Origin of the sequence: Prevotella amnii CRIS 21A-A (assembly GCF_000177355.1) — a bacterium.
GTDB lineage: Bacteria > Bacteroidota > Bacteroidia > Bacteroidales > Bacteroidaceae > Prevotella > Prevotella amnii.
Window position 1 is genome coordinate 1 of the sequence record NZ_ADFQ01000100.1, and the last position, 15,466, is coordinate 15,466.

11 protein-coding genes are annotated in these 15,466 nt (G+C 33.0%); 3 read left to right on the forward strand and 8 right to left on the reverse strand.

Translation table 11 applies throughout. The features are described from left to right. Positions 1-231 precede the first annotated feature (231 nt). Positions 232-1,131 carry a diaminopimelate dehydrogenase gene (locus tag HMPREF9018_RS09250; RefSeq protein ID WP_024992638.1) on the reverse strand — a complete coding sequence of 300 codons (900 nt, stop codon included), beginning with the start codon at positions 1,129-1,131 and terminating at the stop codon, positions 232-234. Between the two features lie 292 nt (positions 1,132-1,423). Here HMPREF9018_RS09250 and HMPREF9018_RS09255 point away from each other — a divergent pair, with 292 nt between their 5' ends. Then, the gene (locus tag HMPREF9018_RS09255) at positions 1,424-1,792 is read left to right on the forward strand and encodes a desulfoferrodoxin family protein (protein ID WP_024992639.1); all 369 of its coding nucleotides are present in this window, start codon (positions 1,424-1,426) and stop codon (positions 1,790-1,792) included. Positions 1,793-1,887: 95 nt separating this feature from the next. Here HMPREF9018_RS09255 and HMPREF9018_RS09260 read toward each other — a convergent pair whose 3' ends face one another. From HMPREF9018_RS09260 to HMPREF9018_RS09290, 7 genes are read right to left on the reverse strand one after another with little or no spacing between them, the layout of a single operon-like run. Continuing rightward, entirely contained in the window at positions 1,888-2,760 is an 873-nt protein-coding gene (locus tag HMPREF9018_RS09260; RefSeq protein ID WP_008450883.1) for a ChaN family lipoprotein, read from the reverse strand. A gap of 23 nt (positions 2,761-2,783) precedes the next feature. Continuing rightward, complete coding sequence (locus HMPREF9018_RS09265; RefSeq protein WP_008450880.1) at positions 2,784-5,594, reverse strand: insulinase family protein; 2,811 nt, start codon at positions 5,592-5,594, stop codon at positions 2,784-2,786. Beyond that, positions 5,591-6,820: a DUF4929 family protein gene (locus tag HMPREF9018_RS09270; RefSeq protein WP_008450903.1), complete on the reverse strand. Its 1,230-nt coding sequence runs from the start codon at positions 6,818-6,820 to the stop codon at positions 5,591-5,593. The genes HMPREF9018_RS09265 and HMPREF9018_RS09270 overlap by 4 nt, the downstream gene beginning before the upstream one ends. Before the next feature lie 28 nt (positions 6,821-6,848). Then, complete coding sequence (locus HMPREF9018_RS09275; protein WP_039864828.1) at positions 6,849-8,255, reverse strand: RagB/SusD family nutrient uptake outer membrane protein; 1,407 nt, start codon at positions 8,253-8,255, stop codon at positions 6,849-6,851. Between the two features lie 14 nt (positions 8,256-8,269). Next, positions 8,270-11,362: a SusC/RagA family TonB-linked outer membrane protein gene (locus HMPREF9018_RS09280; protein WP_050773475.1), complete on the reverse strand. Its 3,093-nt coding sequence runs from the start codon at positions 11,360-11,362 to the stop codon at positions 8,270-8,272. A 10-nt stretch (positions 11,363-11,372) separates the two neighbouring features. Then, positions 11,373-12,269 (reverse strand): sirohydrochlorin chelatase, encoded by an 897-nt coding sequence (locus HMPREF9018_RS09285; RefSeq protein WP_008450889.1) that lies wholly within the window; start codon positions 12,267-12,269, stop codon positions 11,373-11,375. 20 nt (positions 12,270-12,289) lie between these two features. Next, positions 12,290-14,008, reverse strand: a complete 1,719-nt coding sequence (locus tag HMPREF9018_RS09290) for a leucine-rich repeat domain-containing protein (RefSeq protein WP_008450891.1) — start codon at positions 14,006-14,008, stop codon at positions 12,290-12,292. 601 nt (positions 14,009-14,609) lie between these two features. Between HMPREF9018_RS09290 and HMPREF9018_RS09295 the strand changes: the two genes are divergently transcribed. After that, complete coding sequence (locus tag HMPREF9018_RS09295) at positions 14,610-15,032, forward strand: hypothetical protein (RefSeq protein WP_039864830.1); 423 nt, start codon at positions 14,610-14,612, stop codon at positions 15,030-15,032. A 91-nt stretch (positions 15,033-15,123) separates the two neighbouring features. Next, on the forward strand, positions 15,124-15,466 hold a 343-nt coding region (locus tag HMPREF9018_RS11335; RefSeq protein ID WP_008450885.1), incomplete at its 3' end, for a hypothetical protein.

The following is a 15,466-nucleotide window of genomic DNA, read 5'->3' on the forward strand; positions in this document are numbered from 1 at the left end:
AAATAACAAGCAAAACCATACCTTAATATTACCTCTGCTTAGACATAAAAAAAGCGAGATTACCTCATTTAAAGGCAACCCCGCTCTTAATAACTTTATGCTATATTAAGTCTTATAAAATAGCAATAGCTCTATATGTTTGTAAAACAAAACTCAAAAGTAATAAAATAATAAAATATGCTTTTAATAAATTATTATAGCAAGTCTTGCTCAACAAACTCTTATTCTCTTTTACACTAATGTACCTATAACCTCTTCACGACTCTGTGGAAGATAATCAATTACAGGTATCTCTGGCATGGTGTAACAGCCTGGCTCTAATCTCATAGCAGCACGAGCACAGTTAACAAGAATCTGTGCTGTAAGAGCAGGGTTATTAATACTCATGTTAAACTCAAAACGCTGGTTTTGTGTCTTACCACTTACACCCTTACGTACCATATGCACGCCATGACCCATATCCTTTACATCGTCTACATTAGATACTGCAAAAACATGTGTTTCATCGCTGGCAAAATAAGGATCTGCCTTAATTAGCTTTGTTACCTCTTCTATAGTAGCACCTTCTTCGAGCTCTACATAAACCATACGGCGATGAATACCCTCACCCAAAGGAATAGTTACAGAAAGAGCTTCTTTTACTCCCTTCTTGCTACGAACACATACAGAATGACCCATAGACATACCTGGACCAAAATTAGTATAAGATAACCCCTTAGGTGCTAAACCCTCAAGAAGAACACGGACTACAGAGTCAGAACCTGGATCCCAGCCTGCGGCAATAATACTTACCTTACCAGCCTTTTTACAATGTTCCATTTGCGCTGTACGATAGTCTAATATGCCTGTGTGAATATCGTATGAATCGACAGTATGAATGCCTTGTGCAACAATCTTCTCTGAATATTCTGGACAACTACGTGTAGGTGTTGCTAAAATAGCTACATCTACGTCCTTAAGCTTAGCAATATCATCTACTACTTCGTATGGAGTAAGCTCTAAAGGTTTGTCCTTATCGCCCTGACGACGTACTATACCTGCTATCTCAAAATCTTTTGCTTCTTCTAAAGCCTCTACGCTAAAGCGTCCAATGTTGCCATAACCAACAACAGCTGCTCTAATTTTTTTCATAATACCTATTATTTTATCTATAAAACTTATATATTTTTCGCTGCAAAAGTACTTCAAAAAAATAGTATAACAACACTTTTGTTCTAAAAAATACACAAAAACAACTCATAAAAAAAATAAAAAACATCAAAAAACTCACTACTACTCCCCCTTTATTATAACAGCTCAAAATAAGACAAAACAAACAGAAACAATTGGAATATTTCTTTTTATAAGAATTAACTAAAAAACTTTGGCGTTCACGATGTTTATTTATACCTTTGCAAAAAATAAATCTAAAAACAAAAACATTATGGTAAAGAAAACAGAAATATATAAATGCGCAGGTAGTAATACTTTTGTAGAGGTGTTATTAGATTCAGAAAAGGATTTGTGTGGCTTAGAGCATGTAGTGGAAAACACTACTGATGCTGCCAAAGAAAAGCACGTTCCTGTTGTAGAAAAAATAGATGGCGGCTATAGAGTAACCGTTGGCTCTGTAGACCACCCTATGACAGAGGCACATTATATCCAGTGGATCGAATTAATCACAGAAGACAATGAAGTGCTTCGCAAATATCTTACTCCATCAGATAAGCCTGTTGCAGAGTTTAAAACAGAAGCTAAAAATGTTTATGCTCGTGAATACTGCAACCTACATGGTTTATGGAGATCTAAATAACACATTATAATTACTACATAAAAGCCACTTACTTTCTTAAAGATAGTAAGTGGCTTTTATCGTTATCCTGCCCAATAACACCTTTACAAACATATTTAATACGATCTGCTCATGTCTTGAGGTATTACTATATAGCAATCAGCCAAATTTTTATAAGCATCGTCTATTTTAGAAATATCTTCTTGCTTCACAGCCATTATAACAAAAGATTTCAGTGATGGCTTATATTCTTTAAGATAAGTAATAATGCCATCATGATTAGAGGTGTGATAGCTTCCATTATAATGCACCATATAATTGTTGCCTATATTTTTCGCTATATTCCATGCCATAGTAGCATCTTTCAATGCTTGTGCCATTTGCATTTGCTTAGGATTATCATTACCACCATGCAAAGCAGACATTACTGAAAAAGCCTCATTATTCTTACCTTCCATAGTAAAGGTTATAGGTAGTGGTGGTAACAACCTCTTAGCTTCTTCAGTTAAGCTATCTAAATAATCAAGCCCACGATTCTTAACCACATTAGCATATCTACGTGGCACATTAGTAGCAATAAAAGGTCGTTTATATTCTTTGGCAAACATCACTAAAGGCTCATAATCTGTTTCATAATTAGGCCATAAACGCATCTCGTTATTAAACTGATCATAACTTATAACCCCCTTCAGGTATTCATTAAAGATAAGTTGGTTATCAGCTTCAAACATTTCTGCTCCCAGCAACAAGCTATCCTTATGCTTTGCATATAAGGCTTCAGTTATTTTTAATTCTAACCAGTGCGTAACAGGACAGTTATGCATCTCACCTATAAAAACTACCTTATATTTAGATGCCTCTTCTATCATAGCATCAAAAGTAATAGCTTTGCCATTATTATTATAAAGAGCAAAAGCACGTAAGTCTTTTTTAGCATTTATTGATAACGATGATAGCAAGAGAAATAGTAATAATAATTTTTCTTTCATAATCATACTCCTTTTTTATAATATCATAATCCTATTATAATAAATTTATCTGTGTTAAGATATTTCACAAAGCCGTCTTGTATGTTTTTTGGTGTTATACTATCTAAAATAGTATCATAACTATTAAAATCGGATAACATCTCGCAATTTTTTATCTTATTTACCATATCCATACGCCATGCTGCTGTGGCATCGTCTGATAACACTCTTGCTTTTGTTGCCTTAAACGACAATTGCAATTGTTGAAGTTCTGCTCTGCTTATTGGTTTAGTTTGTAAAGACCGTATTATCTTTATAAGAAGTTTTTGAGCCCTTTCCACGTTACCCCTATCTAATGTAAGCATAATATCAAAGTAATAATTATGCCCATCTTGCCCATGATATAACAAATCAGTGAATGGCGAATAAGTTATATTCTCACGTTGTCGCAACACTTCTAACAAACGATTTTGTATTATATCGCGCATCAGCTTTAATACAAGAGTTGTTTTTAAATTAGGATAAAAATTACCTGCCAACATAAAATGTAAGTCAAGTTGTTGCTCGTTAGCACTACTTACCTTATACCTATAAGGAGCCTTGGGCATAGTACGCCATACCGTCGGAGGCGTATACTGCTGCTTTTGTTGCCATTTACTAAAAGAGCCTACCGCGGCTTCTTTCATCTGCTGCAAATCATAATCGCCTGTTAGCACAATAGTAAGGTTATGCGTATTATTATATAATGACTTAAAATAATCTACCATCTTATATATATCCAGCTGCTTTATATCCTCTATGGTTCTCTTTCTCCGTAGCATAGAAGGCGCATCTCCCATTATAGAGTCGCGTATATTTATTATCTTTCTGTTCTTGTCATGTTCTAATTGTTCTTGTAGAGGGGTGGTAATTCCAAAAGAAGTCAAATCTTCTTTTACAGTTTCATCAAATTCCTTTTTATTAATCTCAGGAGCAGTAACCTTTTCTTTTATTAAATTAAAAAGATTCTGTGCTTTATTCACTGGTGCTACACCTATAAATCCATGCCAATATGAAGAAATATTAGTATCTAAAGATATACCATTCTGCACCAAATAATTAAACAAAGTATCCCTATTAACCTTTTCTATACCACCCATTTCAACAAAAGCTGCAGTACTCTCATATTTATAATATACAGAATCGGGTAAATCTGCTGTCCCTCCTCTACCAAGTCCTTCTATAAAAAAGGTTTTAGAACCATCTCGAGTAGGACGCAATAATATGCGGATACCGTTATTAAGCAATATATCATATATCCCAATATTAGCATAACTCTTTTCTGATTTTATTTCTTTACTGTCAAATGTTGAAACTACACCTAAACATGGTGGCGTTTGCATCAACGATTCTACTGGCTCCTTACACGACTTATAAGTATAACACAACAGATCATTACTTAAGCCTTTACGCCAAGCTTTTTTAATATTCTCAAGCGTAAGCCCACTATCCTGTGGAGCTGTATAGCAAGCTAATACTGTTTTTTTAGAAGCTTGCAACCACTCTTTTAACATTCGTTGTGCAGAACGTATAGTACAAAATGCGAGGTACTTCTTTACAGATTCTATATCTCTAAGTCTTGTCGGATATATATCATGCATAATAATATAATCAACAAAGTCGTCACACCACTGTTCCGATGTCTTATCCACATCTTCTATCTTTATAGAAGCTAACCTATCTTTTAAAGAAGCTGCAAATTCCCTATGATCAAAACCATTACGAATAATAGTGTTCCATTCATTAGTAAAACTCGTTATATCATGTAGTAACGCAGCATTATCAGCCTCTTTAAATACTACACTAAAGAAATTCTTATCTCCAAGATACCATGCATCAGAACAATCTGCTCTTATGTTTCTATCCTTCAGTCTGTTATTAAGCAGATCAACAACTATCTTGCTAAGATGTTTATCTACACTGTTTTTAATAGTTCTCTCTACAATTCCCTCATGTGGTATAATCAATTCCAGCTTATTACATTTCCCTAAATCAGATAATGAGAAACGCATATTCCACCCTTTCTTATAAGAAACAGAATAAGTAGGCAGCTTTATATTATTAGTATTAATAGCACTTACAAAAGTTTCTTTTAATATACGCTCCACCTTTCTTGCATTAATATCCCCCACTACCACAACAGTAGCAAAACGTGGTTGATACCATTTTGAGTAAAACTTACGTAACATAGTCTTAGATACCGCCTTTATGTCGTCTATTGTACCCAATGGCATTCTTCGACTATAACGATTATCACCTATCTTTAGCTTATAAAAATCGTCATTAGTATCATATTGCTTTAACTCTTCTAAAATTATACCGCGTTCTTTCTCTACATAAGCAGGATCAAAAGTAAGCCCATCAAGCCACTCTCGCATCATTCCTAACAACTGATGTATATCTTTAGTAGAATCAAACCTAATTGGAACAGAAAGGCTATATATAGTTTTATCAAATCCGGTATAGGCATTAATATCCCGTCCGAACTTCATTCCTTTCTTTTCAAGCATATGTACCATATTAAAACCACGATAACTCTTAGATCCAGCAAAAGCCATATGCTCAATAAAATGGGCAATACCTCCTTGATTCTCTGTTTGCTGTAAAGCTCCTATTTGCATCACCAATCTAAGTTCAGTAACATTTTGTGGATGTATGTTACGCTTTATAATATAAGAAAGTCCGTTAGCAAGCCTCCCTTTTATAGTTCCCTTCGGAATTTTAATGGCAGTATGAACACCTGCCATAGATAATAACAAACTGGCAAAAAATATAATAACTACACAGAAAAATCTTATTGTCTTAATAAATCTCATTCCTTTTTAAGTGTATATATTACCGTTACATTGGTATGACCAGAACAATAATCATGATCATATGGGAAATGAAATATCATCTTATTGCCATCTAAATCAAGTTTAGCAGAAGCTTTAAACCAATCGGAAGGAGTGTTTTGATAACTATCTCTATTCAAAGGACTATAATGAAAGTATATATCTGGATTAAAAGTAACTCCCATTTTTATCAAATCAGACATAGTTTCATCTGACCAAGGATAGTCTCCATTAGGAACTCTTACAGTTTTACCTTCCTTTGCCATCTTTTTTTGACGCTCCCATGCTGAATAATAGAACTTAAAAGGAATATTGAATACCCTCTCATCATATTCATTTATAACATAATCCATAAAACTTATTTCCATCGTCTTAGGATTTATTCTTATACTATCAAGTTCCATCTTAAAGACTTCTTTACTGGCATCATAACCTATAGCTTTTGTTGTATAGTAACCATAAGTAGTAGGATTTGACCATTGATAACCTTTATCTGTTACCAATCGTAACCTTTCATAACACCATCCTCTTAATCCTAAAGGGTTTTGTACCATTCTTAACATAGGAGTTTTAGGAGTAGAATACTTGCTTAATGTAATAATTGTCGTTGTTTCAAATGAGCTTGTTTCTGGTCCAGGAAAAGTTTCTTTATAATCTCCTGGAGGGAATATTAAGTCTACACTACATTTTAATTCTCCAAGAACACGATACAAATTTATATTATAATCCCGCTTATATCCTTCTATTAATTTCTTCTGCGCGTCTGTTAACATTGTATCTACAACATTAGGAATGACTGTTATCATAAGATCAGAAGATAACTGCATACGCTTATCTGAAGAGCTTTCTACAGTAAGAGCTACACTCTGAGGCTCTTTATAAACATCTTTATGGGTAGACTCAATATCTATTATAACGGTCTTTTCTCCCTTCTTCATAGTAAGATATTCATCTTTTAACCTTACAGCTCCCTTCTCATTTTTCTTCAAAGCAAACTTTATAACAACATCTTTCTTAGCTTTGCAACTAGCTAAAAGCTTCACCTTTAAAGGCTTTTTAGCATTTTCATTAATCTGATTATCACCTATCGCAGATAACATGATATAATTTTTCCCTTTATATTCGGTACTGTCTTCTTTGCTGCAAGAGGTTATCATACAGCCAATTAACATTGGTAGTAATAATAATATTTTATTTATTGATTTCATAGTAACCTACTTTTAATACTTATTTATATTATCTTCTCTTAATCTTTCCCCAACCTTCATTTTGTACAATATTATCATTATATCTATACTCTGACTTAGGTATAGGAAAATTCCAACGATAGTCATTCGTCTTTATCCTACTAGATACGCCATCTCCCCATTTGTTTAGTCGTGGTAAAGCTGATATATGAGTCCGCTTCAAATCGAAAAAGCTAATGCCTTCTCCTACAAACTCTTTTTGCTTTTCTATTAAAATCTTATCTATAAAATCATCTTTAAGATATCCATCACCAATAGGCTCAGCTTTTACAGCTTTAAGATAAGAATTGATCACCTCAGTAGCTTTTGGCAAATTATTCAATCTTGCATAAGCTTCTGCTACAATAAAATATGCTCCTGCATATCTAATCATATCAATATACCTGCTATCCTTGCCTTCTTTAGTATTAAGATTATATTTCCCCAAGTGCATAGTTTGCTTATCATCTTGCTTCATTTTCTTAATATATGTTGCTGCGCGAAGATCAGTTTTAGAATATTCTATTTGTGGATTAACACTAAACATATCTCCTTCGCTTATTGAATATTGTAAACTTTCCATATATTTACCATCATGATTAAAAGCAAATACTCGTACTTTTGATGTTCCTTCATCCCAAAGTTGTTCAATACCATTAGCCGTAAAATATTCTGGCTTTGCATTAGCTATTATCTTCTCTCCATATTTTATTGCTGCTTCATAATTACATGTATATAATTCTAATTCAGCTAACAAGTAAAATATTGCATCTTGAGATAACCAACCATTTTGTATAGGATGATTATCTGACTTAACTGCCTCTTGTAATAATGTACGTATAGCCTTTGCACATTCTTCTGTTGTAGACCTCTTAAGGAATTGAAGCTTTAGAATATCTTTTAATATTATGCCAGGAGCATTCTTATCTATATCATATGCAGGTGCATATAAACGTAACAAGTTAAAATAACACATAGCTTTTAAAGCTTTCACTTCACTTGCTATCTCTTGCAACTCTTGCTTATTTTCTTTTTCATTCGTCTTAACATAATCGAGCCTCTCTATTAATGCATTACAAGAAGATATTGTTGCATAATAATTTGACCAAACATTTTCAGAAAGATTATTCATCTCTTTATTTTGCCACAGATAGAGATTTGTCTGACTTACATCTTTAGTTGTCAAATTATTCGGACAGAAATCATTCCCCAATATAGATAGTTCATACTCAAAATGCGGATATTGTGCATACGCAGAAGCTAAAAGCGACCGTGCAGACTCTATATCAGTAATTGCATCAGGGTCACTATACTGATCGGCTGGTGGTATATTTAAAGAGCAAGATGCACAAAACGCTATCACACAATATATAAATATTAATCGATATAAAACTCTTTGTCTCTTCAACTTATTCATAAAGCATATAAATACTAAAATGTAAGATTTATATTAAGCGAATAAATAGGCTGTAATGTGCCTACTAAAGTTCCACTCTCAGGATCTGATTCTTTGTAATACGTCCAGTTAAATAGATTTGAACCTTGCAAAGCCATCGTAGCATACTTCACTACAGGTACATATTTCTTCAGCCATACATGAGGGAAACGATACCGTAATGACAAAACTGATAAGCGAAAATAATCGCTCTTTCCAACTGTATTTGAGCTAGGATAAAGCACTAAATTATCCTCTGCAGTAGAAGAACTATAATAAGGCGTATGATAAACCTTATCTTCATCACCGGGATTAAACCACATCTTACTTGCCTGACCAGCTACTGCGTTCCTTGTTATTTTATCCTTATCTCTAACATAACTATAATTAAACCTGTTTATTCCACCCAAAACATAATAAAAGCTCATATTAAGCTCTAACGATTTATAGCTTATATTAAGCCCTAAACTACCAGAGTAAGGGGGAGTGCTATGACCAAGTGCTACTACATCTTCCCTATTCAAAACTTCACTTGATTGCTTCTCACCTTTAGGAGTACTAAAGACAGGATAACCTGTTAATGGATTTATTCCTAACGACTTTGCACCATATATAACATCATAAGCCTTACCAACCTCATAGTCTGGCACCACAGATTTATCATCTGTATATATCGCATTAGTATAATAAAGGCTTATTACCTTATTTTTATTATATGCAATATTACCAGATATGTCAAAATGACAATTATTTGTTTCTATAATAGTAATGGAACTATTTGCTTCTATTCCATTATTCTCAAGGACACCTATATTACGCTTTAAAATATTAAAACCATTTGAAGTAGGTATAGGAACATCAAGTAAAGCTTGCTCTGTACGACGATTATATAGATTAACACCAAATGTAAACCTCTTAAAAAACTGTGCAGACAAAGACAGATCAAAAGACTTTGTTTTTTCAGCTTTCAACTCCTTATTTACTAATCCCATTAAAAAGAGTTGTCGTTGCTCCTCATAGCTTTCATTAGCATAAGCAAATGTTGCTACTGTTGTAGAGGTAGACACACCATTTAGATTAGCAATAACACCATAAGATGTCTTTAAATTAAGACTTGTAAGAACCTTATTATCTTTTAAAAAAGCATAATTCGTAGGCGTCCACCCTGCTCCAACTGCCCAAGCATCATTCCACCTTTTATCCGAAGGAAGTATAGAAGAAGCATCTCGCTTATAAGAAGCATAAGCATCATATAAACCATTATAAGTGTAACCCATAACTACTCCCATTCCTAACTGCGCACTAATATCTTTAAATCCTGATACTCGCTCACGACGCGATCCTTTTATATAATGATTAATAGCAGCAGCCGATTTTATATTACCTACTCCATATCCTGTTATTCCAATATCATCATATATTGTTTTATAATAATCCATATTTGCACCTATAGTGAAATCGTGTACATTGGCAAATGTATGTGCATATGTAACACGAAGATTAGAAGAGATATTGGTAGTTGTATTTTTAGTCTTTCTATAAATACCACGCTGTGTTTTAGATACTCCTTTTTTAGCTTCTGAGTATGCTGTACCCGGCGTAAAGTCTTCTGTTTCACTAATTAAATAATCTAATCCTCCCACCCAATCAATGTTCAAACCTTTTAAAGGCTCTAATGTTAGGTTAAAACTTGCACCTCCTGTCTTACAAGTATTATCTCTTTCATATTGATGAAGCAAGTCGTGAAAGGTTCTATCAGGAAAAGAATATAATTTCCCTTTGCTTTTCTGTTCATAAGGATTAAGATCATATACCAATTGAGTAGGATCATAGTCGGAACCAACAGGTGTATTTGTTTTAGAATAATCGCAATTAATACTAAACATGGTATATCCTATCTTTCCTATTGTCTTATCTAAATTAAGACGCACACCATAATGACTTTTATCATTACCTTCTATACGTCCACCTTGATGGGCATAGTCGAATGAAATATAATATGAATTATCATAATTACCACCACGCAAACTAAGATTATGCTTAGTATAGGTATTATTATGAATAAGCTCATCAAACCAGTCGGTATTAATCATACGAAGCGAGTCTAAAAAATGTTCTCCTTCTTTAATAAGCTTCTCTTTAAGCGGATTATGTTTCTCATATTTATTATAATAATCGGCACTATATCTATAACCGGGAGCAATAGGATTTCGCATTAACCGTTCTAATTCTAATTTCTCCTTAGTGTCCATTAAGCGCATACCACGCCTTCCTCTACTTGTTATACCCATATTAAAGCTATAAGTAAGCGAAATGCCATCATTACTGCCACGCTTAGATGCTATTTCTATTACTCCGTTAGCTGCTTTTATTCCATATAAAGCACAAGCTACTGCGTCTTTCAATACCTTTATATCTTTTATATCTATAGGATTAAGATTATAGAAAGTTTCAGCACTTATTATCTTTCCATCAAGTACATATAAAGGCTCATTCGTTGCATTTCCTCGACGTAATGATGCATTTCCTCGAATACGCAAAGTAGGATTTTTACCCAGTTCTCCCATATTCATAACCATCAAGCCTGGCACTGCACCTTGAAGAGCTAAACCTAAATCGATAGAAGGTTTTTCGTTAAGTAGCTTTACATCTACAACATCTACAACACCAGACTTTGCTCTAATATCAAGCGCGTTAATATTTGTTTTCGCCTTTACTACCACTTCATTTAGAGCATTATTGTCTTCATGCAAAGTTATAATAAGCACAGATTGTGCACGAAAAACTACCTTCTTACGTTTCATTCCAAGGTAAGAGGCTGATAAAGTTTCACCGGGAATCAAATCTAAAGTAAACACTCCATTTTTATCTGTATAAGTCCCGGTGCGTTTACCTACCACCTCTACTAACGCACCTGCTAAAGGTGTACCTGAAGTATCAACAACTCGTCCTTGCATCTTAATCTTCTTAGGCTGTTGTAATAACTGATTACTAACAACAGCAGTGCTTGCACAAACACTACCATTGCCAATAAACATACAAGTACATAATATAGCAAAGAAATATTTATTATAAAAAGAATGAGCCATATACATTTTTTCACTTTCTTTCTAACTTCTGCCAAGAAGTAGCACACTTAACAATCCAGTCGGCTACCTCATTATTAGCGTCAGGCAAAAGTCCTTTTTCACTATATACTATTTCTACATCTTTATCCTTAATAGCCTTAGATATAGCTTGTGGCAAACCAAATCGTTGAGCCATCGTTTTAATACCCGATACTAAATAGATTCCTTGCAAAATGATACGCTTCTTCTTCTTAGAAGCATCTAATATAGTAGGTATTATCTTTTTAGCAAACTCTTGTCCCATCTCCACAAAACCATGATAAGTATAACTAAAGCCTAAAGCTTTCTTTACATCGTCATCTGTCTGTTGTATCAATACATTCCAAAAATCCATATACCCTTCATCTCCATGTGCTAAAAGGATAAGAGCTTCATCTTTAGGATTTTTACTTAAAGCCTTTACTTGCCTTATAATAGCATTACTTATAACATCGCTATAGATAAGTGTAGGACCTAATACTACCGGAACTTTTGAACTCACAAGGGTAGTACCCTCTTCTATAAGGTCGTGAAGGGTTGCCGGGTTATACTTATGCCCCAAAATATTAGGTAAATCCTCCTCTGTATGCGATGAAGGACTTATAAATACAGGCATAGCAAAGATACGATCTACACCCTCTGCCTCCATTTCTTTAATAACATTTGCTACACTTGGCTGGCTATATTCCATTAATGCTGCTCTTACGCATGCAAAACTTGTTATTCCTCGCTGCTTTAACAAATTCCGAGTAACCCCTTCCAATGCTAATGCAGGCTGATTCCATTGAGGTATTCGCGCTCCATGCGCAACGATAAGAAGCCCATCTTTAGCACTTATCGTTGTCATGGCGCAAATAAAAGAAAGTAATATTAACAATATTCTTTTCATCTTATAATGTCATTTTGTTCTTACTCTTTTATAGTAAAAGGCTTAGACTTATATTCATTAACTGAATAGTTTAAAATATCATTAAAGCTTTCAGAAGATAGCTTATAAGTACCAGCTTTGCTAAAGGTAAAGATACCATTATTATAAGTATAACAACCATCTGCATCTTCATCTTCACCCTGTGTAACATCAAATTTCAAATTCTTACTCTTAGTAGTAAAGAAATTATGAACCATGCTATAATCTACAGTTTTATTATCTTTTACATCTACAGCAAAAGTTTGGAAACTAAGCTTTAATGTAAGGTCGTTAAGGCTCTTAATAGACTTAGCTATATTTACCATACCAATAGGGTTAATAGCATTATATTCTGCCTCTAAAGTTTGTAAATTTTCGTATACAGTGTTACCATCGAAGATAGAGGCCAAAGAGTTATTATTCACTCTAACCGACTCAAGATCTGTAAGCCCATTTAAATTGATATTAGCAAAAGGAAGAGGATTGTTATGGTCAGCTACATCTTTTCCACGTTTATAACCATTTACGTTAACTATCCATAGTTTTTTATATGGTGTCAAATCTACCTTCTGTAAGTTTTCATTACCTTGCAATGGAAGCTTTTCTGCAGCTGCAGATAAAGTAATATTATCAGTGGTAGTAAATTTATTGTTCGTTAAATCCAAATTCTTAACCTTTTTAAGCTCACCTATATTAAGAGCAGAGAAATTATTACCTTGAATGTCAAAAGTAGTAAGTTCAGGTAAATCGCTCAATTTACAAGTGCTTTCAGAGAGATTACAGTCGCTTAATATTAATTCTTTTAACTTTTTACAGTCGGTTACTTCTGCCTTTGAAAGCCAGTTGTCATGAAAAAGATTCACATCAGTTAGGTTATCTAAACCACTTATAACTAAATCTTTCGACTTACCGCCACTTAGTTTTTTTAGGTTTAACACTTCCAGTTTAGGGTATGTTTCCTTAGTAAATGTAATATCATTAAGTGTTACTTCTTCCAAAGTTAATGATGCAATATCCTTATTACCAGATAGCACCAATTCCTTTAAAGGCTTATTAGGCTCTACCTTAAGCTCCTTTATGCCCGTATTAACAATGCCTACATACGATAATTCTGGATATTGATAATACAAACTTATGTAAAACACATCATCTGTATTGCTTTTAATTAACTTTGGAAAATTCTCTACATGAATAGAATCAAGCTTTGGCAAATCGTGTACCTCTACCATAGTAAGATCGTTATTCGAAGCGTCTAAGCTCTTTCCATTTATAATAATAGTACGCAACAAAGGAACATTAGCTACACCAAACTTTCCTAATTGAGCACTCTTAATATCAATACGCTCTAAATGTTTAAAAGTCTCCTTATCATCTGTTAAAGTAAAATCTTTTATACCTTTTTCCTTCCCCTCAGGGCCTCTTAGCTCCTTTACGATGTAAGTTTTCTCTACTGATTTGGGTATAGTATCCCAAACTATCTGTAAATGATCATACTTCCATTCAGAAGGATTATCAGAAGCAAAGTCGGAAGAGATGTCGTTTTTTGCAGCTATTTTTCTAAGTAAAGCCACCTCTTCCTTTACACAATTATCAACAGAAGATGGCATAAGAACCACTTTTGTGTTTGTAGTTGAAGCTAACTCGTCTTCACTACCACATGACTGAAATGACAACATTGCAAGTGATGTCATACAACCTAACAAGAATAAATTTTTCTTCATCTTTTGTAAACTTTTTTATTTTTCCTTATAATAAGACGCAAATTTACAATCATATAAAACGTTAAACAATACCTAAAACAAATGATTAACACTAACAGTAATAATACAAAAAAGAAAGAAAAGCACCCTTTCTTTTTACTAAAGCTAACAACTTAGCCGCATTTGTAAGAAAATTACAAATGCTTTAAAATATTATTAATTACTTTTAGGTATAACACTACTTTCATTAACATATACTTTTAAAGAAAATTATATACTATAAAAAATGTTTATTTATCAACAGTAGAGATTTTTAGCAGAAAAACAGCATATACATTTAAGCATAAAAAGATAATGTGTTGCTATAAAAAACATAGCCGATTTTTATGAAAAAGCACATCACAGCAAACTAAAAATAAGCTATTTTTACTACATTTTTAATCTATTTTTAGTATAAAAATAACCTATTTTCCTGTTTTAAATATCATTTGTTTGTTTATTAAAGGATATCATTACCTATGTTCGGAATAAGAAAACACAAAAAAATAAATAAAGAATTAAAAATAAAAACATTACCTTTGTATTATAAAATTATAAAAGTATCAACCAATTATGTTAATCTGTGAATAAAAAAAATCTACTTTTAGCGGTTGTTGGATTTATATTCTTTGCTGCTTGCTCTTCTCAAGATGAAGTTATTAGTGAACGAAATAACAGTTCATCAACTATCAATGTACAAGCTTCTCTCTGTAAATCAAATCCAGAAAACATCAAGAGATTATTTAGTTCTTACGCTATAGGAACTATAAGTATGGGGATTCCCAATAAAATAAATAATTTTAATTTTGATAGGACTGTCACAACTTATTCTCACTCTAAAGATTTTTATATTTATATGGTTCCTCTTAAAGGGACAAATACTGCCGATAGTCTTCTTGTTGGTGTTGGTACAACTGTCGGATTTTTAGGTTTAGTCCCAACTGCGGGAGCTAGTGGCGTAGGCATGGTAGTTTGTACAGGGTTACTATCAGCTGTCGCTTGTTAAAAAAAGAGCTTACACTTGCAGATAAATGACTATTCCATATAAATACTCAAATATCATTATAGGGATAATACTCATATTAATTATCCCTATAATGATATTTTTATTAAAAGGGAATATTATAAGTTTTATTTCATGCATATTCCTTTCTTTTTTAATTAGTTTATCTATTATTTATAAATATGGGAATACTCTACATATAAACGATAGTGATATTGTAATAAAAAATATACTTTTTCCCAAAAAGAATATCCTAAAAAAAAATATACAAAGTATTTATATACACTCTGAACATGTTTTTTGGAAGGATACTATATATATAAATTTTAGAATAGAATATGAGCGTAAAATGATTCATTTAGGAACATTATCGGCTAAAAAAACAAACTTATTATATAATTATCTTAAAGATAACATCGATACCCATATAGAGATTA

Excerpts from the sequence above, each read along its gene's own strand:
- HMPREF9018_RS09275 (WP_039864828.1), bottom strand. The coding sequence starts at position 8,255 with ATGAATAAGTTGAAGAGACAAAGAGTTTTATATCGATTAATATTTATA.
- HMPREF9018_RS09280 (WP_050773475.1), bottom strand. The coding sequence starts at position 11,362 with ATGGCTCATTCTTTTTATAATAAATATTTCTTTGCTATATTATGTACT.
- HMPREF9018_RS09250 (WP_024992638.1), bottom strand. The coding sequence starts at position 1,131 with ATGAAAAAAATTAGAGCAGCTGTTGTTGGTTATGGCAACATTGGACGC.
- HMPREF9018_RS09265 (WP_008450880.1), bottom strand. The coding sequence starts at position 5,594 with ATGAGATTTATTAAGACAATAAGATTTTTCTGTGTAGTTATTATATTT.
- HMPREF9018_RS09285 (WP_008450889.1), bottom strand. The coding sequence starts at position 12,269 with ATGAAAAGAATATTGTTAATATTACTTTCTTTTATTTGCGCCATGACA.
- HMPREF9018_RS09270 (WP_008450903.1), bottom strand. The coding sequence starts at position 6,820 with ATGAAATCAATAAATAAAATATTATTATTACTACCAATGTTAATTGGC.
- HMPREF9018_RS09255 (WP_024992639.1), top strand. The coding sequence starts at position 1,424 with ATGGTAAAGAAAACAGAAATATATAAATGCGCAGGTAGTAATACTTTT.
- HMPREF9018_RS09260 (WP_008450883.1), bottom strand. The coding sequence starts at position 2,760 with ATGAAAGAAAAATTATTATTACTATTTCTCTTGCTATCATCGTTATCA.
- HMPREF9018_RS09290 (WP_008450891.1), bottom strand. The coding sequence starts at position 14,008 with ATGAAGAAAAATTTATTCTTGTTAGGTTGTATGACATCACTTGCAATG.